Genomic DNA, 26,036 nt, shown 5'->3' with positions numbered 1-26,036 from the left:
ATTTTATTGCTGGCAACTCCGGCAATAAAACGTATTTCTTTGCCCAATTTTCTTCTCTTGAATTAAACTACCACATTCAAAGCAAGCGTCTCCTGCGCGCCCATATACCATCAGTTCTTGGGCGAAATAGCCAGGCTTCCCATCGGCTTGAGCAAAGTCCTTAAGCGTTGTACCACCTTGCTCTATTGCTTTTGCTAGCACCTTCTTTATGGCAGCAACTAAGACTTTCCACTCTTTAGATGTCAACGAACCAGCAAGTCGAGTCGGTAAAATATGAGAAAGGTATAACGATTCATTGGCATAAATATTACCAACCCCTACCACCTGCTTGTTGTCCATAATAAATTGTTTAATCGTAGTTTTTCTATTTTTAGCTCGTGATTCAATAACCTCAGCATTGAATTCATCACTAAGTGGTTCTGGGCCCATTTTCTCTAATACTGGGTGCTCAGTTCCCTTTTCACACCAAAGCCAAGCACCGAAACGTCGTGGATCGTTGTACCGTAAGACTTTGCCATTGGTAAGAAAAAGATCAACATGATCATGCTTGCCATGCGTTATCGGGGCATCTAAAACACGTAGAGAACCCGACATACCTAAATGGATAATTGCAGTTCCGGTATCGACTTCCAGTAAAAGGTATTTTGCACGTCGCGTGATTGAACGAATAACCTCCCCTTCGAGTTGTTTAAGCTGATGGGGAATTGGCCAGCGCAATTTTGGCGTGCGCACATCAATCGACTTCACTTCAACACCCACTAAATAAGGTGATATTCCTAATCGACTAACTTCGACTTCGGGTAATTCAGGCATTCGATTTTCTCTTAGTAAATATTAAATAATCTAGATAGATTAAGGTTTTATCGCAGGAAATAAATAAGCATCTTCTACCGATACTGCTATCCATTGCTGCTGCCAATTTTTAAACAACCAAAAATTTGGAGTGCGGTAATAAGTAACTCTCTGTGGCTCCTCAACTCCGTCGTACCAGACTTCCAGCGTATTGGCAGCCGAAAGGTTATCTTTCATCGCATTGAATGCTTCATCAGACACAGGTGTACCTAAGAGCTCTTTCCAGCGTTGTACTAGCTCAAGCGTGTCGGTTGTTAGTACTGGCGTACTTTGCCATTGGTTTCCATGATATATCAACGACCAATCAGAGCTGTACAACGCAACAACCTGATGAGAAGTATCAAAGAGAGTTGGATAGGAGGTTGCTTCAGAATCATCGATTAAATACGTTTTAATGATCGTTGGTAGGTTAAGTACTGCGATAAACAAAATGATGCCTAATATCAAAATGTTATTCCAACGGCGACCACGATAAGCCATAGTATTACTTCCACATATGAAGAATATAAAAATGTATAGTTTTCTTTGTATTACCGTTAGCTTATGTGTTTTTATAAAAAAAAGACAATAAAAAACCCAGCCTAAGCTGGGTTTTCACAAAACATTAAAGCAGAAATTAATTACTTAATTTTAGCTTCTTTGTACATAACGTGTTGGCGAATTACTGGATCAAACTTTTTGATCTCAAATTTACCAGGCATGTTACGTTTGTTCTTCTCAGTAGTGTAGAAGTGACCTGTACCTGCAGAAGATACTAGGCGGATTTTCTCACGAATACCTTTAGCCATTTTACTAATTCCTCTTAAACGTTTTCGCCACGCGCACGGATATCAGTAAGAACAGCATCAATGCCCTTCTTATCGATAATACGCATGCCTTTAGCAGTAAGGCGCAGTTTAACAAAACGTTTTTCGCTTTCTACCCAGAAACGATGAGTTTGTAGGTTCGGCAGAAAACGACGCTTAGTAGCATTTTTTGCGTGTGAACGGTTGTTACCCGTTACAGGACGCTTACCAGTTACTTGGCATACTCGGGACATGAATGTCTTCTCCAAATCGTTTCAGCTCGATATCAACCTTGGTGTCAAAGCCTTAAAATCGTAAAAATTTAAGACTAAAACCTATTATGGAAGATCCATCAAGGCTATCAAAGGTCGCGCATTATACTAACTTGACGAGCATTGCTCAAGACCCCAATAGATCCTTTTTTAAGGATCTTGAGATCTTTTTGTCGCCGAGCTGATTAAGGTTGATAATTTTAGTGGGCGCATAATAGCAGAATCTCACTATCTCACAACTAAAATATGAGCTCGATCGAAAGGTATTTCGTCAGTTTATCCAACCTCGTTCGGCAAAAGAGGTAATTTCACCGTCACCAACGACAAAGTGGTCTAAAACTCGAATATCCACCAACTGCATGGCAGCGCAAATTTTATCGGTAATTCGGCGATCCGACTGGCTCGGTTCAGAAATACCACTCGGATGGTTATGCGCTAAAATAATAGCGGCCGCATTATGGTCTAATGCTCGCTTCACCACTTCACGTGGATAGACCGACGCAGAATCAATCGTGCCTTCAAATAATATCTCTGCTTCAATCACACGGTGTTGGTTGTCTAGAAACAAAACCAGAAATGCCTCTCGAGGCCTATCTCGTAAAAAAGCTGTTAGATATAACCGGGTTTCATTTGGGTTTGTTAATGCACTGCCACGTTCTAGTGTTTCCGCTAAGTAACGTTGTCCCAATTCCAGCACCGCTTGAATTTGAGCGTATTTAGTCTGCCCTATGCCTTTAAATCCACAAAACTCCTCAATTGGTGCGAGAAATAGTTGCCGCAAAGAACCAAAGTGCATCAATAGATGACTCGAAAGCTCCAATACATTTTGATCCTTGCTCCCGGTGCGAAGAAAAATAGCAAGTAATTCTTCATCACTTAATGAACTTGCTCCATATCGAACTAACTTTTCACGAGGTAACAAATGTTTTTCAGATACAAATTCATTAATCATATTCAGTACTTCGTTTATTCGTGGTTAGACAGATATAGTCGAATGATTGATCTCATCGCAACTTACAATAATAAGAGTACGGTCTATCATAATATGAGGATGAAATAACATGTTAGTAAGGGCTTACATCCTGCGAACTCTTTCACTATTATATGGTCTACTTGGTTGAATTTAGGATGAATGAACATCATCACTGTATAACTGAAATGACATTTAGGCATGTAACATGCCTTCTGCAATAAAATAAGGACGAAGTATGCAAACGTTAGCTGGTAAAAAGATATTGCTCGGAATGAGTGGTGGTATTGCTGCGTATAAATGCGCCGATCTCACTCGCCGATTGATAGAACGAGGAGCCGAAGTAAGAGTGGTAATGACGGAAGCTGCGACTGCCTTTATTACTCCGCTAACCATGCAAGCTGTGTCTGGCCATCAAGTTGCAACGAGTCTATTGGATCCTGAAGCTGAACGTTCGATGAACCATATTGAACTCGCTAAGTGGCCCGATTTAGTTTTACTCGCTCCAGCCACCTCCGATCTCATTGGTCGTGTCGCCGCAGGATTGGGCAATGATCTCTTATCAACCTTAGTTCTAGCAACAGACTCTCCGATTGCAGTGGCTCCCGCTATGAATCAGCAAATGTATAAAAACATGGCGACTCAAGAAAATATTGCAACATTGAGCCGACGTGGAGCCGAAATTTGGGGTCCTGCATCGGGCGAACAAGCTTGTGGTGATGTCGGTCCGGGAAGAATGCTTGAACCAATGCAAATAGTCGAACTCTGTGAACAGTTCTTTCAACCAAAGCTGCTTCAAGGAAAACGCATTTTAATCTCTGCAGGCCCAACTCGTGAGGCACTTGATCCTGTACGTTACTTGAGTAATCACAGTTCAGGAAAAATGGGATTCGAGCTCGCCAATGCTGCAAAGCAACTCGGTGCTGATGTCACCTTAATTGCAGGTCCAGTATCACTTTCAACTCCTGCTGGCGTTAATCGTATTAATGTAGAAAGCGCTCAAGAGATGCACCGAAGCGCAATGGAACAAGCCGTGAACCATGATGTTTTTATTAGTTGTGCAGCTGTGGCTGATTATCGCCCCGCTTCTGTTGCCGAGCAAAAAATCAAGAAAACCGCCGACAGTGATGAAATGACCATTGAATTGGTGAAAAACCCAGATATCGTCGCATCTGTTGCTGCAATGAAAGACAACCGACCGTTTACTGTTGGCTTTGCTGCGGAAACTCAAGATGTGGCTCAATACGCACGTGGAAAACTCGTGAATAAGAATCTCGACATGATTTGTGCCAACGATGTCTCGATAGAAGGTCAAGGCTTCAATAGCCAGAATAATGCTTTGACGCTTTACTGGCGCGATGGCGAACAAACACTAACACTCGCATCTAAGGCGAAACTTGCCTACGATGTGGTAAAAACTATCCAGCAACAATTGGAGCAACAATAGCTCTATACGCTACCTGTAATTTGAAGTCATTAAGGGAACAAACATGGTTGCCAATAAACGTTCAAATCGTCGTGAAGAAATACTGCAAGCACTCGCTGAAATGCTTCAATCTCACGACGGTGCATCTCGCATCACTACAGCCAAACTAGCAAAACAAGTTGGGGTGTCTGAAGCAGCGTTGTATCGCCATTTTCCGAGTAAGGCTCGGATGTTTGAAGGCTTGATAGAGTTTATTGAAGAGACCTTAATGTCTCGAATCAATTACATACTTGCAGAAGAGAAAGACACGTTAAATCGAATTGAAATGGTATTACAGCTCATTTTGACATTTGCTGAACGCAACCCAGGTTTAACTCGAATTCTATCTGGTCACGCTCTCATGTTTGAAAATGAACGATTAAGAGAACGAATTAATCAACTGTATGAACGGATTGAAACCTCTCTTCGACAAATTTTACGTGAGAGAAAACTGCGTGAGGGCAAGTCATTCCCTATAGATGAGACCGTATTAGCCGCTCAACTACTTGGTCAAGTCGAAGGTAGTCTAAATCGGTATGTGCGTTCTGATTTTAAATACTTCCCAACGGCTCACTTTGAACAATACTGGGAAATGTTAAAACAGCAAATCTCTTAAATGTAATGATATGAACATTTACGGTATGATGCGGCAATTGGCAAACGAAGCAAGCCAATCAAAAGAAAACCAAAATGGCTCTCTTAGCTCAAGTTCAACGAAGTAGGCGATTGATTTTATGTCCAACAAGCAAGCCCCACAATTTTCTCGTTCATTACTCCACCCTAAATATTGGGGAGTATGGCTAGGATTTGGATTTCTCGCTTTGATTGTCAATCTCTTGCCTTACTCTCTATCGTTCTCTCTAGGCCGCTCTCTTGGAACGCTCATCGCACGCTTTGGTGAGAAACGCGTTCGAACCGCAAAAACCAACGTCAAACTCGTTTTTCCAGACAAATCTCAACAAGAGGTTGAAGAATTCGTCGATGAGAACATTAAGAACTCGGGGCTCGCTTTAATCGAAACTGGAATTGCTTGGTTTTGGCCATCATGGCGCTTTAAACGACTATTGGTTAAACAAGATCTTAGTGCTCTCGAAAAGCACGAAGCCAATGGTAAAGGCGTATTATTGTGCTGTGTTCATGCACTTAATTTAGAAATGACTGGTCGCGCTTTTGCTGAATTAGGCATGCACGGGTATGGCGTTTTTCGCCCACACGATAACCCTGCGTACAATTTCATTCAGTATTGGGGCCGTACTAGCTACGGTAATAGTGCTATCGATCGCAAAGATTTAAAAGCAATGATTCGCGTATTGAGAAAAGGTTCTCGACTATTCTATTTACCCGATCACGATTATGGTCGTAGAAAATCAGTTTTCGTACCTTTCTTTACGATTGAAGATGCGTGTACGACTACGGGAACCAGCATTCTTGCTTATACTAGCCGCTGCGCCATTGTTATCGGATCAGGCTTTCGTAATAATGAAGGCAAATACAATATTATCGCCGATCAATCAATTGAAGATAACTTCCCGCAGAAAGATGAAGTAGCTGCGGCAGCGTACATGAATACCTTTGTGGAAAAGGTTATTCTCCGCGCGCCAGAGCAGTGGATGTGGATGCATCGTCGCTTCAAAAACCACCCAGATCGATCAATAAAAAATTCACGCTATAAGAATCAGTAGGATTGTTATGTCGAACGACAAACAGAAACAGCATCTATACAACCCAACCTTTAAACTCTGCTTCCTACATCCAAAATATTGGTTAACTTGGATAGGAATATCGATGGCTGCTCTATTGGCTTTTATCCCCGCAACGATTCGAGATCGACTTGCTAACAAACTCTCGTCATTCGTTATTAGCCGAAAAGACAGCACTGTTATTCGACGTGCCAAAATTAACTTAAGCTTTTGTTTTCCAAATAAATCAGAGGAAGATCGAGAAACGATTCTTCGCAAAACGTTTGAAAAAGCCGCACAGTATATGCTTGGCTATTCCGAGCTTCAGGTGCGTTCGACTCAGTTCAACCAAGATAAAGGCATTCTTATTGGCGAAGAAAACTTGTTCCCGTTATTAGAGTCGGATCAGCGAGTTATTATTCTTGCGCTGCACACTTGGGCGATAGACTACCCAGCAGTTATGCTTGCCTCACGCGGCTACAAAGTCACTAATATTATGAAAACCCAAGAAAATTTAGTGATAGATTGGTTGATGCACAAACAACGGATGCAATATGGCGGGCGCATTTATCATCGCGATGTCGGCATCAAGCCATTTCTACGATCGATCAAAGAAGGATATATTGGCTATTGGGCTGCCGATGAAGATCATGGCCACAAAAATTCCGTTTTCGCTCCTTTCTTTGGCACCGAAAAAGCAACGTTAAAAGGCTTCGGTAAACTAGCTAAACTCACCAATGCGAAAATAGTTCCGATTCTTCCCGCTTATAACGAAAAGCTACACAAATACGAAGTTTTTATTCTCCCTGCGTTAGAGAACTTCCCAACGGGAGATGAAGAACAAGATGCACGAAAGATGAATCAGGCGATAGAGGAATTGCTGACGGGACGAGAAGAGCACTATATGTGGAATTTACCGCTACTAAAGACTCGACCGGATGGCAGTAAGCCCTATCGGAAAGCAAAATAGAGGTTTATTGCTGAATCAAAAAAGGCTGCAACAGCAGCCTTTTGACTCTGAAAAGTAATACTTAGAAGCTATAGTTTACAGTCGCATAAACATTTCGTTCTTCGGTATTGTAACCATAAGCGGTTTCATAATCTTCATTGAAGATATTTCCAACTTTAGTACTTAACTGAATACCACTATCAAATGTATAGGCACCGGTTAAATTAACCAATGAGTACGGGTCTAGTGTGTTTGAACCATCATTTCGAACGCTTTGATATAAGTAACTCATGCCAAACTGCCAATTTGCAACTTGATAAGTGCTGTTCCATTTCACATTGTGTTTAGCGCGGCGATCTAACTGCTCGTTTGTTTCTGTATCTTTCGCATTGGTATAATCATAAGACAGCGTATTGCTCAATTGACCGATATCAAACCCAGCAGCAAACTCAATGCCTTCAATCTCTACTTTTCCATAGTTAAATGGTATGTAATTAGAGTCAAGTGCGATCAAATTCTTTATATCGTTATGATATGCGGTAATATGGAAGTCAGCTACGCTGTACGTCGCTTCAATAGCAACCTCATAGTTTATAGATTCTTCTGATTTCGTATCAGGGTTTGAGTATCCCGGATAATATAAATCATTAAATGTCGGAGCTTTAAAAGCCGTACCTGCATTCGCTAATACACGATACGTAGGACTGAATTGATACCCAGCACCGAGTTGCCAAGTATTATGTGAGCCATATCGTTCATTTTCATCAGTCCGTACGGCTGCTTCTAGAGCATAGGGCCCGGTATTGAATTGAGAATGAAGATATAGTGCTAAGTTACTTCTCGATGATTCATCGTATTCTACGGTTGAGACTACTTCATCGTCATTCCAATCTATTCCGCCGGAAAGAACCCAATCTTGACTCAATGAATACTGATTTTGCCAAGCAATCTGTGTTCTATTCGTCTCATAGAGTGAATCGTAAGAATAATCTTTAGAGCTATCTTGAGAAGCGCTCAAAACCAATTTTGTTTCATAGCTATTATTTTTATAATTAGCGTAACCGGAAAGATTGTAGACTTTTTTGGAATTAGTCCCTTCATCGTATTCCCCCTCCGACTTTTGAGCTAACGCCAAGCCACCGAGCTCTATCTGAGAAGACAATTTATAGTTTGTATTTAAAGATACTGCACGAGAAGCATAACCATCATCGTCACTTGGGGTTGATTTAGCTGAGAAACCATCTGTTTTTAAAGCTGATACCGCTATTGATGCATGTAATTTATCACTAAGATTTCCAGCGACTAACCCATTGGTAGCACGATAATTATCAGTACCCATCGATGCAGAAACTCGACCACCTTCACGATCACTGTCAGTGATAATATTGATCACACCACCAATAGCATCGGCACCGTATACCGCTGCTCCTGCTCCACGGAGGAATTCGATACGCTCGATTGCCACTAATGGAATAGAACTAAAATTAACAGAGCCTGTTGTTGCCGAACCAGTACGCACCCCATCAATCAAAACCAAAGTATGATCAGAACTTGTACCACGAACAAAAATCCGTTGAGTTGAGCCCATTCCACCATTTGCTGCTATTTGTAAACTGGGTAAGGTGTTTAATACACTAATGAGTTCAGTTGCTTGAGAAGCTTCTATTTCTTCACGGGTTATAACTGAAACAGCAGCCGTCGTTGAATCAATAGTTTGCTCAAATCGACTGGCCGTCACCACTACGGTGTCTTGTGCTGAAACATCTTCGGCTTGAACGGAATAAATAGGGGAAAGTAGCGATGCTACAGCAGCCGCTAAAATAGTTTTTTTCATTGTGATAATCCTATATCGCGTAACGTAACTGAGCACCACTGAGCTCAGTTGTTGGCAGGTCTTCGGACTTGAGAGCATCACTCTATTGCTACCTCGAATTCGACTTCCCATAATTATCCTAATTACAGTGTCTTTATGAATTCTCGTTCTCTTTTACCGCTGCGCGTCAGTTCTGGATTTACACCAGATTCCCTTTTAAGCCACTCACTATTGGTTCAAAAACCAGCAAGTCACACCAACTGGAAGAGGATAATATTGACCAAAATCACATTTGTCTAGATGAGAATTGACTCAGTCGATTGTTATCTCACTTAAGAGCTGTATTTATCTTTATTTGATAGGCGTTTGAATCATGGAAACACTGGACATAGCGTATAGATTGTCTAAAATCTGCGCTCCTCAGTTTTGTAGCAGTTCAACCAATAGGCAAACGTATGGCGAATCTTGATATCAACCCAGTCAACTACCCAATTCAACTCGATGAAAAAGTGGCTCGCCTTACGCAAATGTTCGCGCCTTACTCAGCACCCGATCTCGAAGTTTACCCTTCCGAGCCACAACACTACCGCATGCGCGCAGAGTTTCGAGTGTGGCACCAAGGTGATGATCTGTACTACATCATGTTCAACCAACAGACACGTGAAAAATATCGCGTTGATCAGTTTCCCGCGGCGAGCACATTGATTAACCAAGCGATGACTGAGTTAATTGAGCAAATCAAGGACAATCCATTACTGCGCCATAAATTATTTCAAGTGGATTTTCTTTCGACGTTAAGTGGCGAGATGTTAATTTCGATGCTTTATCACCGCCAGATTGATGAAACTTGGGCCGAAGAAGCGAAGAAACTTAAAGCACGCTTTATTGAGAAGGGATTCAAACTCGATCTGATTGGCCGTGCTCGTAAAATAAAGTTCATTGTCGACCGCGATTTTGTCGTCGAAAAACTGTCTGTATTTGGTGATGAATACATTTATCAGCAAGTCGAAAATAGCTTTACTCAACCAAATGGGAAAGTCGCTGAGAAGATGCTGGAATGGGCGGTAGATTGTACCCGAAATAGCCAAGGTGATTTGCTCGAGCTTTATTGTGGTAATGGTAATTTCTCATTAGCACTTGCTCAGAATTTCACTCGTGTTCTCGCTACTGAATTAGCAAAACCTTCCGTAGAGTCGGCTCAATACAATATTGCTGCAAACAAGATCGACAACGTAAAAATCGTTCGAATGTCAGCAGAAGAGTTTACTCAGGCAATGGAAGGACAACGAGAATTCAATCGCTTAAAACAAGCCAATGTTGACTTAAATGATTATCAGTGTGAAACCGTGTTCGTTGATCCACCACGTTCAGGAATGGATAGCGATACCTGTAAAATGGTGCAAAAGTACCGTCGTATTCTTTATATTTCATGTAACCCTGAAACACTGCAAGAAAACTTAGATATCTTGTGTGAAACTCACCACGTAACTCGTTTTGCTCTTTTTGACCAATTCCCATACACCCACCATATGGAAGCAGGCGTATTGCTAGAAAAGAAAGCTTAAAAAATGATAAAAAAAAAGACCAGCTTCAAACCATGCAAATGGTCGAAGCTGGCCTATTTGATTTACTGACTCTTATGCTGTTTTATTACTCATACAGCCAATCTTTTTCCCAACCCACACCAATAGCGCAAGCGTAATAAATATTGAAAATATATTCGTCCCTTCATGTGGATAATCCATTTTCAAGAAGGCTGAATGACCAAACGCCCCAATAAAGAAACATGCCAAACCAATCATTGGGAAGTCTTCTGCCATTGGGCGACGAATGTAGTTTGAATATAATGCTTCAAGCGCAACAATTAACGCAATCCACGGAAAAATAGAAAAAGTAACTTCACTCATTGTCATTGCCGACAGAATTTGATCACCACATATCCCTGCTACAAATGCTAATAGTAAATTTTTACGGTCTGAACCTTGATATTTCTCATTGGACATGAATAATCCCCACCCTATTTTTGTATTTGAAGTTCTTTGCTATAACTATGCGCACCTTTCGCGAGTAATCGTAGTTGTGAAACCAACCTTTCCGCTAAGGCATCGCGTTCTTTTTTTTCCAAGTCGAGCGCTTCCGCTCCCCAACTAAAGACCAGTGTTACAGATGCAAGCGCTTGAATAGAAGCAATTTCTCGATCAACACCAACCGAAATAAGATACTCAGTCAACTCTGCTGAAAAATGTTCTATCTCTCTTGCAACAGCAGCTCGAAAGTCATAAGACGTTCCAGAACGTTCGTGTAAAAGAAGCCGAAAAACATTAGGGCTACTTTCAATAAACTCCATAAACGTTTCAACCGAAGAACGAATCATACTCCGATCTTCTGTAATTCTCTGCCGCGCCTGACGCATAAGTTGACGTAAGAGTAATCCACCTTCATCAACCATAGTTAATCCAAGTTCATCCATCCCCGTGAAATGGCGATAAAATGAAGTGGGAGCAACCCCCGCCTCTCGAGATACTTCTCGTAAACTCAAGTTAGAAAAACTACGTTCCGCGCTAAGTTGACTAAATGCAGCGTCTATTAATGAACGACGCGTTTTCTCTTTTTGTTGAGCTCGAATGCCCATTCATTTACCTAACAACTGCTTGAAATCAGACTCTACTATAACGCGAATTCGCTGTATGTCGAAAATTGGGAACGGTGAATTTGAACAAACCAACCAATTAACATCATAAATCTGTGACATTCTTCTATTTGATGACATAAACCGTCATCTATCAATACCCTATTGTAACTCTATGTATTTTGTCACAGACAGCTTTCGACACAATGCGTTACAATATAGCTATAATTACGTTACGCAAATATAACAAAAGGAAACTCTATGGCTCAGTCTCATCATTTTGATGTAATTGTTATTGGCAGCGGCCCGGGCGGAGAAGGCGCTGCAATGGGACTCACCAAGGCCGGATTCAATGTTGCCATTATTGAAAAAGAAAAAAGCGTTGGCGGGGGATGTACCCATTGGGGAACGATTCCATCAAAAGCATTAAGACATGCGGTAAGTCGTATTATTGAATTTAATAGCAATCCGCTCTTCAGTCAGAATAGTTCAACTTTCCACGCCACATTTTCCGATATTTTAGGCCATGCAAAAACCGTTATAAACAAACAAACGCGTTTGCGCCAAGGTTTTTACGATCGAAATGATTGCACCCTTCTATTTGGTAAAGCTCGTTTTGTTGATGCTAATACTGTTGATGTCGAACAATACGATGGAACCCATGAACGCTACAGTGCCGATAAATTTGTTATTGCCACAGGTTCTCGCCCTTATAGGCCTGACAATATTGATTTTAACCACGAACGAATTTATGACAGTGATTCTATTTTAAATTTAAAGCATGACCCTAAGCACATTATTATTTATGGCGCCGGGGTTATTGGCTGTGAATACGCATCAGTGTTTAGAGGGCTTGGCGTCAAGACCGATCTAATAAATACTCGAGATCGATTGCTATCATTTCTTGACAATGAAGTATCCGAAGCACTGTCTTATCACTTCTGGAACAATGGTGTCGTGATCCGTAACGACGAAACATATGACAAAATAGAAGGCGTTGACGACGGAGTCATACTTCATCTTGAATCTGGCAAAAAAATGAAGGCCGATTGCATCCTATTCGCAAATGGACGCACAGGCAATACTGACAAATTAGAACTGCAACATACCGGGCTAAAAGCCGATTCACGCGGAACTCTTTCAGTGAATACCAACTACAGAACTGAAGTAGAGCATATCTATGCCGTAGGTGATGTGATTGGCTATCCAAGCCTTGCATCCGCAGCTTACGATCAAGGACGATTCGTTGCTCAAGCGATTGTACAAGGGGAAGCTCAAGGTTACCTTATTGAAGATATCCCAACCGGTATTTACACCATTCCAGAAATTAGTTCTGTTGGCAAAACCGAACAAGAACTGACTGCGGCTAAAGTACCTTATGAAGTTGGACGTTCGTCATTCAAACACTTAGCAAGAGCTCAAATCGGTAGTGCCGAAGTTGGTAGTTTAAAAATACTCTTCCATCGAGATACTAAAGAAGTGCTAGGTATTCACTGTTTTGGAGAACGGGCTTCTGAGATCATCCACATCGGCCAAGCCATCATGGAACAAAAAGGTGAAGCTAATACTATAGAGTACTTTGTAAATACGACCTTCAACTATCCCACCATGGCGGAAGCATACCGTGTTGCAGCGTTAAATGGCCTTAATCGACTATTTTAGGATAAAGAGGCAAATATTGCCCATGCATATCAGCTTGGGCAATATCTATAATTGAAAGGATTCTAAATTACTTCTCACTCAAGAAATTAGCGAACCATCGCATGACAATTGTGGAATCAGGTGTTTGATTAAGGCTCGTTAATGCACTCAGGTAACACTCTTCGCTTACCTGAGTTTTTTTCTTTTCGACAATACAACGCTCAAACTCAAGAGAAAACTCTGGATGACCTTGTACTGTCAAAATATGTTGATCTTTACTCAGCATATAGTTTGGGCAGAAGTCACTGCGTGCAAGGAGTTTCATCGAAGGTGGTATATCAATAACTTGATCTTGATGACTTATTAACATTTTCAACGAGGTGAGCTTTGGTTCCATCCAAGATGTATCAGCCAGCAACTCGGTAGTACTTATGCCAATGCCCCACCCTTTACTGGATTTTTCAACCTTACCACCTAATGCTAAAGCAATAATCTGATGACCAAAGCAGATACCAAGCAGGGGTTTTCGCTGCTTATCACAGCGGCGGATCCAGTCAGCGAGCTGGTGAATCCATGGTTCATCAGCATAAGCATCGTATACACTACCCGTCACAATGTAGCCATCACAAGCATGGATATCCTCAGGTAAAGAAGAGGTCAGTGCATTGAAGGTCTGGAACTCAAACTCACCGTAAGGAGAAAGAGTCGTCTGAATCATATCGGCATATTCACCAAAATCAGATGCCCACAAAGGGTCAACTAGACCACAAACAATAATTCCTATCTTCATCGTCAAATTCTCAATACGTATTATTACATCGTTCTGGATATACTAAAGCCATGTATAAAGAAAGGCACGAAAAAGTGACGTCAAACAAAGGTTACATCCAATCAGTATTACGAATAATACCAACCGCTAAACCTTCAATCGCTAAGCTCTGAGAAGTTAGGTCAACTTCTATCGGGGAAAACTCTTCATTTTCTGCATGCAACAGTACTTTGGGTCCTTTTCGCTCGATGCGCTTAACAGTGACATCATCTTCAACGCGGGCGACAACCACTTGACCATCACGCACATCTTGAGTTTTATGCACCGCTAAAAGGTCACCATCCATAATGCCAATGTCTTTCATACTTTCGCCATGAACACGAAGTAGAAAATCCGCTCGCGGTTTGAACATTGCAGGGTCGACCTGAAAGTGAGACTCAACATGCTCCTGAGCTAAGATAGGCTCTCCAGCCGCGACTTGGCCAATTAACGGCAGACCAGCCTCAGGAGCTTCATCGTTAGCTGCTTCATTAACTAAGACACGTATACCTCGGGAGGCACCAGGTACAATCTCAATAACTTGCTTACGAGCAAGCGCTTTTAGGTGTTCTTCTGCAGCATTAGCTGAGCGAAAACCAAGTTCCTTGGCAATTTCTGCTCGTGTTGGCGGCATTCCTGAATATTCAATTTTTGCTTTAATTAAATCAAAAACTTGTTGCTGTCGGGGCGTTAATGGCTTCATGAGATTACCTGTTTTTTTATACAGTCAACTGTGAGTATATCCAGTATAAAATAAAAAGCAACGCTGATTATTCAACAAGGTTACATAAGTGCTGTTAGCCATACTGCAATCACAATTAAAATAGCGATTGAAACTGCGGCTGAGCCCATATCTTTCGCTTGTCCTGATAGAGGGTGATGCTCAGGTCCAACACGATCAACCACCGCCTCTATAGCACTATTCAATAACTCTACAATCAAAACGAGCAACAGTGACGTAATCATTAATAAGCGTTCAATAGACGATACATCAAGCCATAAAGCAAGCGGAATCAGAATAGCACAGGCGATGATTTCTTCACGAAATGCTGCCTCTCCTTTAAATGCCGATGTGACGCCTTGATAAGAGTACTTTGCAGCTTTAATAAGGCGAGCGATACCTTGAGGGTTTTTCGTTTGCACTATGTTACCTACTTACTTGTTTTAAATGGCATTAGTATAAAATTTACGATTCACAGTCTAAGAAAAGTAAAAGGTTAGACCAGTTTCTGTTATTCTAACGTTCCAAACGCGAACGCCTTATTTTATTCGCTTCAATGAATAAAGTAAGACGATATGAAATATCACTAAATTACATCTTGAGGCTTAAAGCTCTATGTCGTTGAGACACATGCTACTTAGGTTACCAATGTCACTTTTAGTAAAAGAGACCATAGTTCCTAAAAATCCCATAGAAGACCATGCAATTGATTCAACACAGCCGATTGTATATGCATTGCCTTTTCAATCCAACGTCGATTTATTAGCTCTAAAAGCTCAAACTGATAAGTTGGGCTTACCCGACCCCTTTTCTTCGATCCAATGGGGAGAGCGTTCAATTGCTCGAACAGTCTTTATCGGTACCGCTCCAAGAATTTTAAGTAATGACCAATCGGTTCCACGCGATTCTATAGCGCGTTTTACAGAACTACTCGCACTACACCAAGATAACTCCGATCTCGATATTCAATTAATTCCTTGTTCCATTCTATGGGGACGAAAACCAGGGAAAGAGCAAGCATCCAACGCCTACCTTGAACCAATGAATGGCATAAGAAAAGCAGCAGCCGTTTTATTTTCTGGTCGAGATTGCTTGGTTCGAATGAGCCCCGTAGTATCGTTTCGTTATATGGCAGAAAATCATGGGACTGATATTGCCATTGCTCATAAACTGGCTCGCGTCGCTCGGATTCACTTTTCAAGACAGAAATTAGCTGCCTCTGGGCCGAACTTACCTCAAAGAGACGCATTAATTCGCCGGTTATTAGAATCCCCAATTATTCAAAACGCGATAAATGAAGAAGCAAAAAGTAAACAAATTTCACATGAGAAAGCCCAAAAAAACGCTTATGCCATTCTCGATGAAATTGCTGCGGATTTCTCTTATCCACTGGTGAAGCGAGGCAAAGAAGTATTAGGCTGGTTGTGGAATCGAATTTACCAAGGCCTAAATATTAACAATGCAACCACAGTGCGACAACTTGCTCAATCAGGCCATGAGATTGTTTATGTGCCGTGTCATCGAAGTCATATGGATTACCTTCTTCTATCTTATGTTCTCTATAATGAAGGTATGGTGCCACCGCATATCGCAGCAGGAGTGAATCTAAATTTCTTCCCAGCAGGACCTATTTTTCGACGTGGTGGTGCGTTCTTTATTCGTCGTACGTTTAAGGGAGACAAATTGTACGCCACGGTATTTCGGGAGTATTTAGCCGATCTATTTAGTCGCGGCTACTCGGTCGAATATTTCAGTGAAGGTGGTCGCTCAAGAACTGGGAGGCTGCTTACTGCAAAAACCGGTATGCTCGCCATGACCCTACAAGCCATGTTACGTGGGCTCAATCGCCCTGTTACTTTAGTTCCGGTCTATATTGGTTATGAACATGTCATGGAAGTAGGTACGTATACAAAAGAGCTCAGTGGCAAAAAGAAAGAGAAAGAAAGCGCAGGATTGGTTCTAAAAACCATCCGTAAATTGCGTAATTTCGGCCAAGGTTACGTTAATTTTGGCGAGCCAATCCAAATTAACCAATTTCTTAACGATCAAGTCCCTGAATGGGCCAATGATATCGATGCATCAGGCATAAGTAAGCCGACTTGGCTTAACCCGGTCGTCAATCAGCTAGCCAATAAAATGATGACTCATATTAACGATGCTGCTGCCGTGAATGCACTGTCGTTATGTGCAACCGCATTGCTTGCATCAAGGCAGCGCTCACTTTCGAAAGAAAGGCTTATATCTCAAGTAGAAAACTATCTCGCCTTACTTAAAAATGTGCCGTATTCAGAGACCTTTACTCTTCCTGATACTTCGGCACTTGAGCTTGTTGATCATGCCAACAAGCTCGATAAGTTCACTATCGATACCGATGCAATCGGGGATGTGATCTCTTTAGATCGTCATCAGTCTATTTTGATGACCTATTATCGAAACAACATCATGCATTTATTGGCGCTTCCGTCCCTCATTGCGCAAACCTTGGTAAGCCATCAATCGCTTACCTTTAAGCAACTCGTGATTCAAATTGAGCATATCTATCCATTACTTAAGAAAGAGTTGTTTTTAAGCTTAGAATTGGATGAGCTAGAGAGCAAAATACACGATTATGTTATCGAATTAGAGCGTCAACAACTGGTAGAACTTACAACTGACAGTGTGGCGATCAATCCAAGTAATACACAAATGCTGATCCTCTTAGGGCGTACCATATCCGAGACTCTACAACGTTATGCGATTACGCTTAACCTCCTTGAAAGCAATCCAATGCTGACAAAAGAGCAACTCGAAAGTCAAAGCCAAGATCTTGCTCAAAGATTAGGGCAAATACACGGCATCAATGCGCCAGAGTTCTTTGATAAAGCGGTATTTGCTACGCTACTCGAAACCCTCAAAGAACTGCATTATTTCAATCAAGAAGACAGCTACCAAGTTTCTGGAAATAATACGTTAGCTCACGATCTCTATCAGTTACTTCATCCAGAAGTTCGGATGACCATTCGTGAAGGTATTTGTCAGCTAGAGAGCTAATTATTTAAAATAACAAACCGAAAAAACACAAAAAAGGGCTCAATTGAGCCCTTTGTTTATTAATACATAACAATAACTCTACTGCCAAGTCGCCGTAGCAATTCCAAGAGTGATGACCATTCCGACATAGTTATTATTTTTAAAAGCGGAAAAACAAGACAATCGATCTCGATGACGAATCAATTGGTGTTGATAAACAAACAGCCCTGTCGCCGCTAATAAGCTTACATAGTAAAGCGATCCGAGCTGAAAACTGGCTCCAAGCACCACCAACAACCCTAATGTCATTATCTGAAGTAGTGCAATGATTCGCTTGTCATTCTGACCAAAAAGAATTGCAGTCGATTTAATCCCTATTTTTAGATCATCATCGCGATCGATCATGGCATATTGTGTATCGTAGGCAATAGTCCAAAGAGCATTGATGATAAAGAGAAGCCACACAAATGCGGGGAGTCCATTCGCTTGAGCAGCCCATGCCATTGGAATCGACCAACTAAATGCAAGCCCAAGAAAAAGTTGTGGCAAATGCGTATAGCGTTTCATAAATGGGTAGATAAACGCTAAAACAATACCAACAAACGATAACTGAATAGTTAAACTATTCATGGTGAGTACTAAGAGAAAAGCTAAGGAGGTCAAAAAAAAGAACAGGCCGAGAGCTTCTTTTCCTGATACCAATCCTGCAGGAATTGGGCGATTCTTCGTTCTTTTTACCTGTCCATCCACTTTGCGATCGGCATAATCGTTAATCACGCAACCCGCGGAACGCATTAATAACACGCCTAAGCAAAATACCAATAACACGTCCCAATCAGGAAGGCCTTGAGCAGCAAGCAATAATGCCCATAACGTAGGCCAAAGTAGCAGCAAAGATCCAACAGGACGATCCATTCTCATTAGCTGCCAATACGCTTTGGCTTTTGCCATTAACATTTATTTTCTCCTAACGATAAATTGGTGCAGAAGGTAAAAATAACTCAGTCACCAACATAGGTTTGTGATTCATCCATAATCTTGAACGACGCGCATACAATAATTCACCCGCAACTTCGATAGATGACAACTGCATGCAATCTCGATCAACCGCTTCAGCTTTAAATACCGCCTCACCTAAAGGAACTTCCCCTAAACCTAAAAGATCATAGTCTTGATCTTCTGTTGTTGATTTCGGTATCAATGTACTTCCAATCACCCAGGGAAGCTCATCACCATTCAATACAACTCGGCGCAAAAGGCAATGAGAAGGTGACGATAATAGAGTTTGTTCATCATGAGTAAGCTCTTCATTCAAAAGCCATTGATGTAATACCAAGTCAACATCAAGCTCATTACAACACGTTCGTAAACGCAGAGATAATGAGCCCTGATCGAGCAACCATTCACGTATATTTTGTGATGGGAATGCAAAATCATCAATATTTTGCCAAGTTATCTTATTTAAAGCTGATAGATAATGGGAATTTGGTTGATTCATACTAATATTTAATTAACTGCTTTATCGTCGAACAATAAAGCTTCAATGCCATACAACAATCAGCATCGAACCTCTAAGTCACATTGTGGTTATGATTGTCGAGTTACTATTGTAACAAGAGTATGGTGATTCGAATATCGCCGAATAAATAAGAAATCAAATCGTTATGAAATATAAAACTATTTTAGCCCTAGCACTAATTGGACTCAACCTCATCATAGCACCACTCTCGTATGCTGCCGATGAAGAAGAGAACGCAGCTGCGCCACAATTGGCCTATTTTACCCTAGAGCCTGACTTAACGACTAACTTCTTTACCAAAGGGAAAGATCTTGGTTATATTCAGGTCCGCATCGATATCATGGTCTCTAATGCGGAAGACATCGAACAGATTGAGCAGCATCAACCTTTAATTCGAGATACCGTAGTAGAACTGCTTGGGCGACAAACTGAGGATACCGTAAAATCCCTGGCTGGCCGCGAAGACATACGAAAAAACCTAGTGTCAAAATTAAATGAGCTCCTAATTATTGAAACTGGGCGCCCAATTATTGCTGACCTGTTATTCACTAAATATATGTATCAGTAATTAGTATCTGCTCACCGATTTAGTGTTTTGGTTGCAGTAGGTGAGTTTCTATTAGTGCTAATAATATGCCGCAAATTAACCCAACTAAGTGGGCGGTATTTGCTATCGCCATAATGGGTTGAACATAGCCAATCACCAACCAAACTAACATGAAACCGATGACTGGCCTTGAAAGTGACACTCCAAGATCCGGTCGTTGCCAACCCACAATCCAGATATACCCAACTAACGCATAAACCACGCCGGATAAACCACCAAAACTAGGACCATCTACCCAATACTGTCCAACATTGGATAATGCAGCTGATGCAAGAAAAATTAACATTAGCTTAGAAGGACCTAATTGCTTTTCAATGTTCCCACCTAATTGCCACCACCAGAGGAGGTTGAATACAATGTGTATGGCTGAGAAGTGGAATAATGCAGGCGTAATCCAGCGCCATATCTGCCACTTCTGTTCAACTACAGCCGGAGCATGGACCCAGTTAAAGACTTCTTGACCAAAACCAATGATATTCAAACCATATATCACAAGGCTACTTAGCATAATGGCTAAGGTTACAAAACCTGCTTGATCTCGAATTAAGTGCCAAAAGTTTGTTGAGCGATATTGAAAAGGCACATTACGGGTATCTGAGCGTTGCCATGAAGCTTGAGCATAACGAGAGTGGGTCGGTTCTTCTAAAAAACGTTCTAATTCAGGTCTAACTCGTTCATATTGCGAATCATCCACTAACCACAACTCTATTCTACCGTCACTTGAAGGCATCATTTTTACATCGACTTTTTGACATGCCATGTAATCTATAAAAGCTTGTGACAAGCGAGGGTTATCCAGAATAATTAATGAACGCATCAGCTTACCGACTCCAGAACTCTATACTTCAATAGGGTAATTTGCTCGCTCCCAAGCAGCAAAACCACCTTCCACACTATAAACATCATCATACCCTTGGTTTACAAGGTATTCAGCGGCACCTTGGCTACTTACACCGTGATAGCATATCACCAATACTGCTTGGTCAAATCCAACATTACTCATAAAGTCGCCAATAGTCTCATTAGTCAGGTGGATAGCATCTGGTGTATGACCTTTTAAATACGTCTGCCTATCTCGAATATCGACCATTGTCGCAGTATCTTGCTCTAGTTTATTCAAAGCATCGGCGATGCTAATCAGCTTAAATTGACTCATTTTTGCTCCTGATTGTTTTTAACATATTGTACCCCATCCATGAGAAGACAAGTATATGACGGTTACAACATTACTTTCGACAATTTATTGACGAAAATCTGTGGATAAACCTGTGAATAGTGTTGATAAAGTGTTTTAGCGTCAATTGATCCACAATATGTTGTGATGATCGTATTTATGCTGTGTGTAGATCAAAAGCTATCCCCAAATTAGATATACGCTTAAACCCCGATAGAACCGTGCTTCATTCACTTAATCAAAATTTTAATCACAGAGTTATCCACAGAAAGCTATTCCTTATAATCTTCGGCAAGATCAAATAAAAAAGCCGAAATCTCTCGATTTCGGCTTTTCGTATTTATATTTTATATCGTAGTATTCTAAAACTCACCAACAGCGTCTTTTAATTTACGCATTGCATTCTTTTCTAACTGTCGAATACGCTCAGCAGAGACACCATATTCATCAGCTAAGTCTTGCAGTGTCGATTTAGCGTCCTCTAACCAACGAGAACGGACAATATGCTGACTACGTTCGTCCAAACTCGACAATGCTAATGAAAGACGATGATTAGTGTGAGCTTCCCAATTATCCGATTCAAATTGATCCGCAACATCAGAGCCTTTGTCTTCCAAATACAATACAGGTGCCGAAGAGGTTCCTGTTTCATCATCATCTGTCGTTAATTCAAAGGTAGGATCTTGTGCGGCTAACCGAGATTCCATTTCACGGACTTCCGCAGGTGCAACACCAAGCTCCTTCGCTACAGTTTCTACTTCACCGTTGTTAAACCATCCCAAACGTTTCTTCGATTTTCTCAAATTGAAGAACAATTTACGCTGAGCTTTAGTTGTAGCAATTTTCACGATACGCCAGTTACGCAGAACATATTCATGAATTTCCGCTTTAATCCAATGTACAGCAAAAGAGACAAGACGTACGCCGACTTCTGGATTAAAACGTTTTACCGCTTTCATTAAGCCAATATTACCCTCTTGGACAAGATCAGCCATTGGTAATCCGTAACCCGAATAACCACGAGCTACATGGACAACGAAACGTAGATGCGACAGGATCAATCCTTTTGCAGCTTCAATATCACCTTTGTAATGTAATCGCTCTGCCAATTCACGCTCTTCTTCCTGTGTCAGCATTGGATAGCTGTTCACTGAACGAATGTAGCTATCTAAGCTATCTTGTGTGACGAGAGCCATTTTATACGCTTGGTTTGACATTCATTTCCTCATCGTACTAATTCTAAATTTGTTTTAACTCAGCAATACTGCCGCGATTTACTTCACCTTTCAAGGTGTCATATCGATAAAATAGCGATTCTAGGCGTAAAATTCTGTAAAGACGAATGGCCTGATGCTAAATAATAGACAACAACTGCCTAAACAGGTTCAATTTCTTTAAGATGCCTCTGTGCCGATAGCCGAGCAGCGACACAGCCAATAATAGTACCGAGCATAAGCAATAACAAAGTTTCATCCCAATTCAACCCGAGTAAACGAAAGCGACTATCGTATAGCTTCGCTAAGTCGGTTACGGCTTCATTCAGCAATAATGTTAACAATGCCGTTAAAAACCACGCAACTACAGATCCAATTAACCCTAACCACATTCCTGAATAAAGGTATGGACGAAGAATATAAGCATCGGTCGCCCCTATTAGCTTCATGGTTTGAATTTCTTCTTTATGCTCAAGCACACTAAAGCGCAAGCTATTGCCAATAATTAAAAATACGGCAGACAGCATTAAGGTAGATAAACTAATCACGACCAGTTCGACTAAATCTTTTAACGCTTTTAGCCGACTTAACCAGTCTTCATCCAAACGTACATCAGTAACATCGTTTTCTTTTCGAATTAAATCGACTAATACTTTTATCTCTTGCTCACCCTCAACCCCCGGTTTTATCACCAAGACCCCTGGTAACGAGAGCTGATCAAGTAATGTTAAAGCCTCATCAAACCCAGCATCTTTGCTCAAGTCTTCGAGTCCTTGCTGGGAAGAAATATAACGAATGGTTTTAACGGCTTCTAAGCTCTCTAAACTGTCTTTGAGAACCATAATCCGAGCTTCTGGCGTCTCTGGTTCGATGAATACGCTTATTTGAGATGGTGTTGCCACATGTGTAGCGACAAATGCGACATTCTTACTGAGTAAATATAAGCACGCAGGCATCGCCAAAGACATAGAAATCACTGCCAGCGTTAATAAGTTACCAATTGGCCTATTCCATAAATCAATTAAGGATTGTTTTGCTTGGTTATAATGCCTCGCAAAATAATTCACTTTTGATGTTCTAGAACTCTTATCACTTTTTCGTTTAACAGACTTGTTCTTCGAGGAATTCATCGTATTTGGCTTATTAGTTGCCATAATTTTCTACCTCGCTAAAGAAGCCTTGGTTAAGCTCTAAATGGCGATATTGAGGCCGAGAATTGACTAAACTCCGGTCGTGTGTCGCTAATAGAATCGAGACCCCAGCACGGTTAAACTCTTCAAACAAACGTAAAATTCGATTAGAAAGGTCAGGGTCTAAATTTCCGGTAGGTTCATCGGCCAATACTAGCGTTGGTCGGTTTACGACGGCACGAGCTATACCAACCCGTTGCTGCTCACCACCCGATAACTGACTTGGAAAACACCGCGCCTTTTCTAATAAGCCTGTTTTATCAAGTGCTGCCGATACTCTGCGCTTAATTTCATTTTCAGAAATAGATTCAATACGCATCGGTAATGCAACGTTATCGAATATTGTTCGATCCATAAGCAAACGGTGATCTTGGAAAACAATGCCGATGTTTCGACGTAATAAAGGGATATCTGGATTGGGAATACGCGTAATATCATGGCCGTTAAATAGGATCTTTCCATCGGTTGGACGTTCCAAAGCACAAATTAATTTAAGTAACGTACTTTTACCGGCCCCCGAGTGACCACCTATAAAGGCCATTTCTCCACGCTTTAAGTGGAAATCCACTTTCTGTAAGGCTTGTCGTCCTCCCCGATAAGCCTTACTCACCTGTTGAAATCTAATCACTCGCAGATCCTTGTCTTTAACTATTTGAGGAGCATTAAGCCGGTGCTCCTATCACGTACTACACATTCTCTCTTATCAGTTATTCGTCTCGGCTAAACAGAGCATCGATAAATTGTTGAGTCTCAAATGGACGTAAATCATCAATCCCTTCACCGACACCGATATAACGAATTGGAATAGAGAATTGATCTGCTATTGCAAAAATAACGCCACCTTTTGCTGTACCATCAAGTTTTGTTAATGTGATACCCGTTACTGGAGCAATATCACTAAATAACTTAGCTTGGCTTATCGCATTTTGTCCGGTTGCGGCATCCAAAGTCAGCATGATTTCATGAGGAGCGGAATCGTCTACTTTCTTCATTACACGGACAATTTTACGTAACTCTTCCATCAAGTTAGCTTTATTTTGAAGACGCCCAGCGGTATCCGCTATCACCACATCAACACCTCGTGCTTTCGCAGCTTCAATTGCATCGTAAATAACCGAGGCGCTATCTGCACCAGTGTGTTGAGCAATAACAGGAACGTTGTTGCGCTGTCCCCACACTTGCAATTGCTCTACAGCAGCAGCACGGAAAGTATCGCCAGCTGCCAGCATGACTTTCTTACCTTCGTTCTGAAATTGTTTCGCTAATTTTCCAATTGTCGTCGTTTTACCGACCCCATTCACTCCCACCATCAGAATGACATAAGGAGTCTTAGCTGTGTCGACTTCAAGAGGCTTTTCAACTTGAACCAAAATATCGGCCATTTCTTCTTTAAGCAAAGCATAGAGTGCTTCACCATCTTTTAATTCCTGGCGCGATGCTTTTTCCGTCAAATTTTTGATGATTTTCATCGTGGTGTCCATGCCGACATCCGCAATAAGCAGTTGTTCTTCTAGTTCCTCAAATAACTCATCGTCAATTTTTTTACCTTTGAACAAGCCAAAAAAGCCAGCACCAATATTCGCCTTAGTTCGACTTAAGCTACGTTTTAGACGAGTAAAAAAGCTTTCTGTTGGCTTCTCTTGTTCTAGAGATTCGATTGGCTGAGTAAACTCTTCGACTTCACTCTCATTAACGTCAAGTGCTTCGACAACTTCCGCTTGAGCTACGATCTCTTCAGGCTCGTTCTCGTCAACAACTTTGTCATCATGTTCAACGTCAGCAATAGACTCTGAAGCCGGTATCTCTGAACCGCTATCTTCTTCATTTATCTGCTGTTCAATCGCTTCATTTTCATTTTTGGCTGACTCTTCATCACCAAAGCCAAGCCAAGAAAGGAGGCCACGTTTCTTTTTGTCTGTCATCTGAAGGATGTCCTAGATAGTTCCAGTAATTTAATAACGCCCTTTACCTTGAGTACATTATTCCTCATAAAAAGAGAAATAATGACAAAGCAGTAATAACTTTCCACTTACACTGGTAAACTTTGGCATCTTATCCATTGTACTTGCCTTCTTGTTGATACCATTCAACAAGGCGACATAATAGTAACACTTTATTTTCGGTCAAAAAATCATGGTAAAACGTCGTCACCCTATTAAATCCAACAAAAAGCCTTCAACAGGCGTTGTTCGCATCATTAGTGGACTGTGGCGAGGAAGAAAGCTCCCCGTTCAAGATGTAGAAGGGTTACGCCCAACCACTGATAGAGTTAGAGAAACATTGTTTAATTGGTTAGCCGGCGATATCGCACAAGCCAACTGTCTCGATTTATTTTCGGGAGCAGGAGCACTGGGATTTGAAGCGGCTTCACGCCACGCCCAACAGGTCACCATGATAGAATTAAACACTTTGGTATTTAAACAGTTACAACAAAACTGTACAACGTTAAATGCTGAAAACATCACACTAAAGCAGTGTGATGCGCTTACTTTTCTCTCTCAACCTAGTACACCAATGAATGTGGTTTTCATCGATCCTCCTTTTCGCCAAGGATTATTGGAAGAAACCTGTGAAAAATTAGAAGAAAACGGCTGGTTGTCAGAAAATGCGATGATTTATCTGGAAGCCGAAAAAGAGTGGCCTTTAAATAGCATCCCACAAAATTGGGAGTTACACCGAGAAAAAACTGCAGGACAAGTTTGCTATCGCTTATTTATTCGCAAATAACGTCAAGTAAAA

At 41.3% G+C, this 26,036-nt stretch carries 28 protein-coding genes and 1 riboswitch; of the genes, 9 read left to right on the top strand and 19 right to left on the bottom strand.

Going from position 1 to position 26,036, the window contains the following annotated elements; all coding sequences use genetic code 11:
- Positions 1–3 precede the first annotated feature (3 nt).
- The 5 genes from mutM to radC form a co-directional block, all read right to left on the bottom strand.
- Entirely contained in the window at positions 4–813 is an 810-nt protein-coding gene (gene mutM, locus ACWU4D_RS15030; protein WP_456052261.1) for a bifunctional DNA-formamidopyrimidine glycosylase/DNA-(apurinic or apyrimidinic site) lyase, read from the bottom strand.
- A 39-nt stretch (positions 814–852) separates the two neighbouring features.
- Entirely contained in the window at positions 853–1,332 is a 480-nt protein-coding gene (locus tag ACWU4D_RS15025) for a hypothetical protein (protein ID WP_456052260.1), read from the bottom strand.
- Positions 1,333–1,472: 140 nt separating this feature from the next.
- Complete coding sequence (gene rpmG / locus ACWU4D_RS15020; protein WP_456052259.1) at positions 1,473–1,640, bottom strand: 50S ribosomal protein L33; 168 nt, start codon at positions 1,638–1,640, stop codon at positions 1,473–1,475.
- 14 nt (positions 1,641–1,654) lie between these two features.
- The gene (rpmB, locus tag ACWU4D_RS15015; protein ID WP_456052258.1) at positions 1,655–1,891 is read right to left on the bottom strand and encodes a 50S ribosomal protein L28; all 237 of its coding nucleotides are present in this window, start codon (positions 1,889–1,891) and stop codon (positions 1,655–1,657) included.
- 289 nt (positions 1,892–2,180) lie between these two features.
- The gene (radC, locus tag ACWU4D_RS15010) at positions 2,181–2,861 is read right to left on the bottom strand and encodes a RadC family protein (protein WP_456052257.1); all 681 of its coding nucleotides are present in this window, start codon (positions 2,859–2,861) and stop codon (positions 2,181–2,183) included.
- Between the two features lie 256 nt (positions 2,862–3,117).
- On the opposite strand from radC, the gene coaBC reads away from it, so the two are divergent.
- The 4 genes from coaBC to lpxM all read left to right on the top strand — a co-directional run bounded on the left by coaBC (position 3,118) and on the right by lpxM (position 6,993).
- Positions 3,118–4,326: a bifunctional phosphopantothenoylcysteine decarboxylase/phosphopantothenate--cysteine ligase CoaBC gene (gene coaBC / locus ACWU4D_RS15005; RefSeq protein ID WP_456052256.1), complete on the top strand. Its 1,209-nt coding sequence runs from the start codon at positions 3,118–3,120 to the stop codon at positions 4,324–4,326.
- A gap of 43 nt (positions 4,327–4,369) precedes the next feature.
- Positions 4,370–4,960: a nucleoid occlusion factor SlmA gene (slmA, locus tag ACWU4D_RS15000; RefSeq protein WP_456052255.1), complete on the top strand. Its 591-nt coding sequence runs from the start codon at positions 4,370–4,372 to the stop codon at positions 4,958–4,960.
- Positions 4,961–5,078: 118 nt separating this feature from the next.
- Positions 5,079–6,026, top strand: a complete 948-nt coding sequence (gene lpxL / locus ACWU4D_RS14995; RefSeq protein WP_456052254.1) for an LpxL/LpxP family Kdo(2)-lipid IV(A) lauroyl/palmitoleoyl acyltransferase — start codon at positions 5,079–5,081, stop codon at positions 6,024–6,026.
- A gap of 7 nt (positions 6,027–6,033) precedes the next feature.
- Entirely contained in the window at positions 6,034–6,993 is a 960-nt protein-coding gene (gene lpxM / locus ACWU4D_RS14990; protein WP_456052253.1) for a lauroyl-Kdo(2)-lipid IV(A) myristoyltransferase, read from the top strand.
- Positions 6,994–7,054: 61 nt separating this feature from the next.
- On the opposite strand, the gene ACWU4D_RS14985 is transcribed toward lpxM, so the two are convergent.
- Positions 7,055–8,806 (bottom strand): TonB-dependent receptor domain-containing protein, encoded by a 1,752-nt coding sequence (locus tag ACWU4D_RS14985; protein WP_456052252.1) that lies wholly within the window; start codon positions 8,804–8,806, stop codon positions 7,055–7,057.
- 36 nt (positions 8,807–8,842) lie between these two features.
- Positions 8,843–9,061, bottom strand: a riboswitch (cobalamin riboswitch).
- Positions 9,062–9,240: 179 nt separating this feature from the next.
- Between ACWU4D_RS14985 and trmA the strand changes: the two genes are divergently transcribed.
- Entirely contained in the window at positions 9,241–10,350 is a 1,110-nt protein-coding gene (gene trmA / locus ACWU4D_RS14980) for a tRNA (uridine(54)-C5)-methyltransferase TrmA (protein ID WP_456052251.1), read from the top strand.
- A gap of 72 nt (positions 10,351–10,422) precedes the next feature.
- Here trmA and ACWU4D_RS14975 read toward each other — a convergent pair whose 3' ends face one another.
- Complete coding sequence (locus tag ACWU4D_RS14975) at positions 10,423–10,788, bottom strand: YijD family membrane protein (protein ID WP_456052250.1); 366 nt, start codon at positions 10,786–10,788, stop codon at positions 10,423–10,425.
- 14 nt (positions 10,789–10,802) lie between these two features.
- A complete protein-coding gene (gene fabR / locus ACWU4D_RS14970) occupies positions 10,803–11,417 on the bottom strand; it encodes an HTH-type transcriptional repressor FabR (RefSeq protein WP_456052249.1) in 615 nt (204 codons plus the stop codon).
- 258 nt (positions 11,418–11,675) lie between these two features.
- On the opposite strand from fabR, the gene sthA reads away from it, so the two are divergent.
- Positions 11,676–13,076 (top strand): Si-specific NAD(P)(+) transhydrogenase, encoded by a 1,401-nt coding sequence (gene sthA, locus ACWU4D_RS14965; protein ID WP_456052248.1) that lies wholly within the window; start codon positions 11,676–11,678, stop codon positions 13,074–13,076.
- Between the two features lie 67 nt (positions 13,077–13,143).
- Here the strand turns inward: sthA and ACWU4D_RS14960 are convergent, their stop codons facing one another.
- From ACWU4D_RS14960 to ACWU4D_RS14950, 3 genes are all read right to left on the bottom strand, one after another.
- Positions 13,144–13,845 (bottom strand): glutamine amidotransferase-related protein, encoded by a 702-nt coding sequence (locus tag ACWU4D_RS14960; RefSeq protein WP_456052247.1) that lies wholly within the window; start codon positions 13,843–13,845, stop codon positions 13,144–13,146.
- A gap of 91 nt (positions 13,846–13,936) precedes the next feature.
- Positions 13,937–14,566, bottom strand: a complete 630-nt coding sequence (gene lexA / locus ACWU4D_RS14955) for a transcriptional repressor LexA (RefSeq protein WP_456052246.1) — start codon at positions 14,564–14,566, stop codon at positions 13,937–13,939.
- Between the two features lie 80 nt (positions 14,567–14,646).
- Positions 14,647–15,006, bottom strand: a complete 360-nt coding sequence (locus ACWU4D_RS14950; RefSeq protein ID WP_456052245.1) for a diacylglycerol kinase — start codon at positions 15,004–15,006, stop codon at positions 14,647–14,649.
- 193 nt (positions 15,007–15,199) lie between these two features.
- Here ACWU4D_RS14950 and plsB point away from each other — a divergent pair, with 193 nt between their 5' ends.
- Positions 15,200–17,614 carry a glycerol-3-phosphate 1-O-acyltransferase PlsB gene (gene plsB, locus ACWU4D_RS14945; RefSeq protein ID WP_456052244.1) on the top strand — a complete coding sequence of 805 codons (2,415 nt, stop codon included), beginning with the start codon at positions 15,200–15,202 and terminating at the stop codon, positions 17,612–17,614.
- A gap of 78 nt (positions 17,615–17,692) precedes the next feature.
- Here the strand turns inward: plsB and ubiA are convergent, their stop codons facing one another.
- Positions 17,693–18,550 (bottom strand): 4-hydroxybenzoate octaprenyltransferase, encoded by an 858-nt coding sequence (gene ubiA, locus ACWU4D_RS14940; RefSeq protein WP_456052243.1) that lies wholly within the window; start codon positions 18,548–18,550, stop codon positions 17,693–17,695.
- A 10-nt stretch (positions 18,551–18,560) separates the two neighbouring features.
- Positions 18,561–19,091 carry a chorismate lyase gene (locus ACWU4D_RS14935; protein WP_456052242.1) on the bottom strand — a complete coding sequence of 177 codons (531 nt, stop codon included), beginning with the start codon at positions 19,089–19,091 and terminating at the stop codon, positions 18,561–18,563.
- A gap of 166 nt (positions 19,092–19,257) precedes the next feature.
- Between ACWU4D_RS14935 and ACWU4D_RS14930 the strand changes: the two genes are divergently transcribed.
- Positions 19,258–19,680, top strand: coding sequence for a flagellar basal body-associated protein FliL (locus tag ACWU4D_RS14930; protein ID WP_456052241.1), 423 nt, complete (start codon positions 19,258–19,260; stop codon positions 19,678–19,680).
- A gap of 19 nt (positions 19,681–19,699) precedes the next feature.
- Here ACWU4D_RS14930 and glpG read toward each other — a convergent pair whose 3' ends face one another.
- The 6 genes from glpG to ftsY form a co-directional block, all read right to left on the bottom strand.
- Positions 19,700–20,536 carry a rhomboid family intramembrane serine protease GlpG gene (gene glpG, locus ACWU4D_RS14925; RefSeq protein ID WP_456052240.1) on the bottom strand — a complete coding sequence of 279 codons (837 nt, stop codon included), beginning with the start codon at positions 20,534–20,536 and terminating at the stop codon, positions 19,700–19,702.
- Between the two features lie 21 nt (positions 20,537–20,557).
- Positions 20,558–20,875, bottom strand: coding sequence for a thiosulfate sulfurtransferase GlpE (gene glpE / locus ACWU4D_RS14920; RefSeq protein ID WP_456052239.1), 318 nt, complete (start codon positions 20,873–20,875; stop codon positions 20,558–20,560).
- Between the two features lie 380 nt (positions 20,876–21,255).
- On the bottom strand, positions 21,256–22,110 hold the full coding sequence (gene rpoH, locus ACWU4D_RS14915; protein ID WP_456052238.1) for an RNA polymerase sigma factor RpoH: 855 nt from the start codon (positions 22,108–22,110) through the stop codon (positions 21,256–21,258).
- Between the two features lie 158 nt (positions 22,111–22,268).
- Positions 22,269–23,261, bottom strand: a complete 993-nt coding sequence (gene ftsX / locus ACWU4D_RS14910; RefSeq protein WP_456052237.1) for a permease-like cell division protein FtsX — start codon at positions 23,259–23,261, stop codon at positions 22,269–22,271.
- The gene (gene ftsE / locus ACWU4D_RS14905; RefSeq protein ID WP_456052236.1) at positions 23,251–23,925 is read right to left on the bottom strand and encodes a cell division ATP-binding protein FtsE; all 675 of its coding nucleotides are present in this window, start codon (positions 23,923–23,925) and stop codon (positions 23,251–23,253) included. Before ftsE ends, ftsX begins: the two co-directional genes overlap by 11 nt.
- Positions 23,926–24,004: 79 nt before the next feature.
- Entirely contained in the window at positions 24,005–25,219 is a 1,215-nt protein-coding gene (ftsY, locus tag ACWU4D_RS14900; RefSeq protein WP_456052235.1) for a signal recognition particle-docking protein FtsY, read from the bottom strand.
- Between the two features lie 211 nt (positions 25,220–25,430).
- Between ftsY and rsmD the strand changes: the two genes are divergently transcribed.
- Positions 25,431–26,024, top strand: a complete 594-nt coding sequence (rsmD, locus tag ACWU4D_RS14895) for a 16S rRNA (guanine(966)-N(2))-methyltransferase RsmD (RefSeq protein WP_456052234.1) — start codon at positions 25,431–25,433, stop codon at positions 26,022–26,024.
- Positions 26,025–26,036: the final 12 nt, after the last annotated feature.

The organism is Vibrio phycocola, assembly GCF_053850235.1.
The sequence above is the reverse complement of the archived record's forward strand: the minus strand, read 5'-3'. Positions and strand labels throughout refer to the sequence as shown.

Coding starts and splice junctions, on each gene's coding strand:
- mutM (WP_456052261.1), bottom strand. CDS start 813: ATGCCTGAATTACCCGAAGTCGAAGTTAGTCGATTAGGAATATCACCT.
- ACWU4D_RS15025 (WP_456052260.1), bottom strand. CDS start 1,332: ATGGCTTATCGTGGTCGCCGTTGGAATAACATTTTGATATTAGGCATC.
- rpmG (WP_456052259.1), bottom strand. CDS start 1,640: ATGGCTAAAGGTATTCGTGAGAAAATCCGCCTAGTATCTTCTGCAGGT.
- rpmB (WP_456052258.1), bottom strand. CDS start 1,891: ATGTCCCGAGTATGCCAAGTAACTGGTAAGCGTCCTGTAACGGGTAAC.
- radC (WP_456052257.1), bottom strand. CDS start 2,861: ATGATTAATGAATTTGTATCTGAAAAACATTTGTTACCTCGTGAAAAG.
- coaBC (WP_456052256.1), top strand. CDS start 3,118: ATGCAAACGTTAGCTGGTAAAAAGATATTGCTCGGAATGAGTGGTGGT.
- slmA (WP_456052255.1), top strand. CDS start 4,370: ATGGTTGCCAATAAACGTTCAAATCGTCGTGAAGAAATACTGCAAGCA.
- lpxL (WP_456052254.1), top strand. CDS start 5,079: ATGTCCAACAAGCAAGCCCCACAATTTTCTCGTTCATTACTCCACCCT.
- lpxM (WP_456052253.1), top strand. CDS start 6,034: ATGTCGAACGACAAACAGAAACAGCATCTATACAACCCAACCTTTAAA.
- ACWU4D_RS14985 (WP_456052252.1), bottom strand. CDS start 8,806: ATGAAAAAAACTATTTTAGCGGCTGCTGTAGCATCGCTACTTTCCCCT.
- trmA (WP_456052251.1), top strand. CDS start 9,241: ATGGCGAATCTTGATATCAACCCAGTCAACTACCCAATTCAACTCGAT.
- ACWU4D_RS14975 (WP_456052250.1), bottom strand. CDS start 10,788: ATGTCCAATGAGAAATATCAAGGTTCAGACCGTAAAAATTTACTATTA.
- fabR (WP_456052249.1), bottom strand. CDS start 11,417: ATGGGCATTCGAGCTCAACAAAAAGAGAAAACGCGTCGTTCATTAATA.
- sthA (WP_456052248.1), top strand. CDS start 11,676: ATGGCTCAGTCTCATCATTTTGATGTAATTGTTATTGGCAGCGGCCCG.
- ACWU4D_RS14960 (WP_456052247.1), bottom strand. CDS start 13,845: ATGAAGATAGGAATTATTGTTTGTGGTCTAGTTGACCCTTTGTGGGCA.
- lexA (WP_456052246.1), bottom strand. CDS start 14,566: ATGAAGCCATTAACGCCCCGACAGCAACAAGTTTTTGATTTAATTAAA.
- plsB (WP_456052244.1), top strand. CDS start 15,200: ATGTCGTTGAGACACATGCTACTTAGGTTACCAATGTCACTTTTAGTA.
- ubiA (WP_456052243.1), bottom strand. CDS start 18,550: ATGTTAATGGCAAAAGCCAAAGCGTATTGGCAGCTAATGAGAATGGAT.
- ACWU4D_RS14935 (WP_456052242.1), bottom strand. CDS start 19,091: ATGAATCAACCAAATTCCCATTATCTATCAGCTTTAAATAAGATAACT.
- ACWU4D_RS14930 (WP_456052241.1), top strand. CDS start 19,258: ATGAAATATAAAACTATTTTAGCCCTAGCACTAATTGGACTCAACCTC.
- glpG (WP_456052240.1), bottom strand. CDS start 20,536: ATGCGTTCATTAATTATTCTGGATAACCCTCGCTTGTCACAAGCTTTT.
- glpE (WP_456052239.1), bottom strand. CDS start 20,875: ATGAGTCAATTTAAGCTGATTAGCATCGCCGATGCTTTGAATAAACTA.
- rpoH (WP_456052238.1), bottom strand. CDS start 22,110: ATGTCAAACCAAGCGTATAAAATGGCTCTCGTCACACAAGATAGCTTA.
- ftsX (WP_456052237.1), bottom strand. CDS start 23,261: ATGGCAACTAATAAGCCAAATACGATGAATTCCTCGAAGAACAAGTCT.
- ftsY (WP_456052235.1), bottom strand. CDS start 25,219: ATGACAGACAAAAAGAAACGTGGCCTCCTTTCTTGGCTTGGCTTTGGT.
- rsmD (WP_456052234.1), top strand. CDS start 25,431: ATGGTAAAACGTCGTCACCCTATTAAATCCAACAAAAAGCCTTCAACA.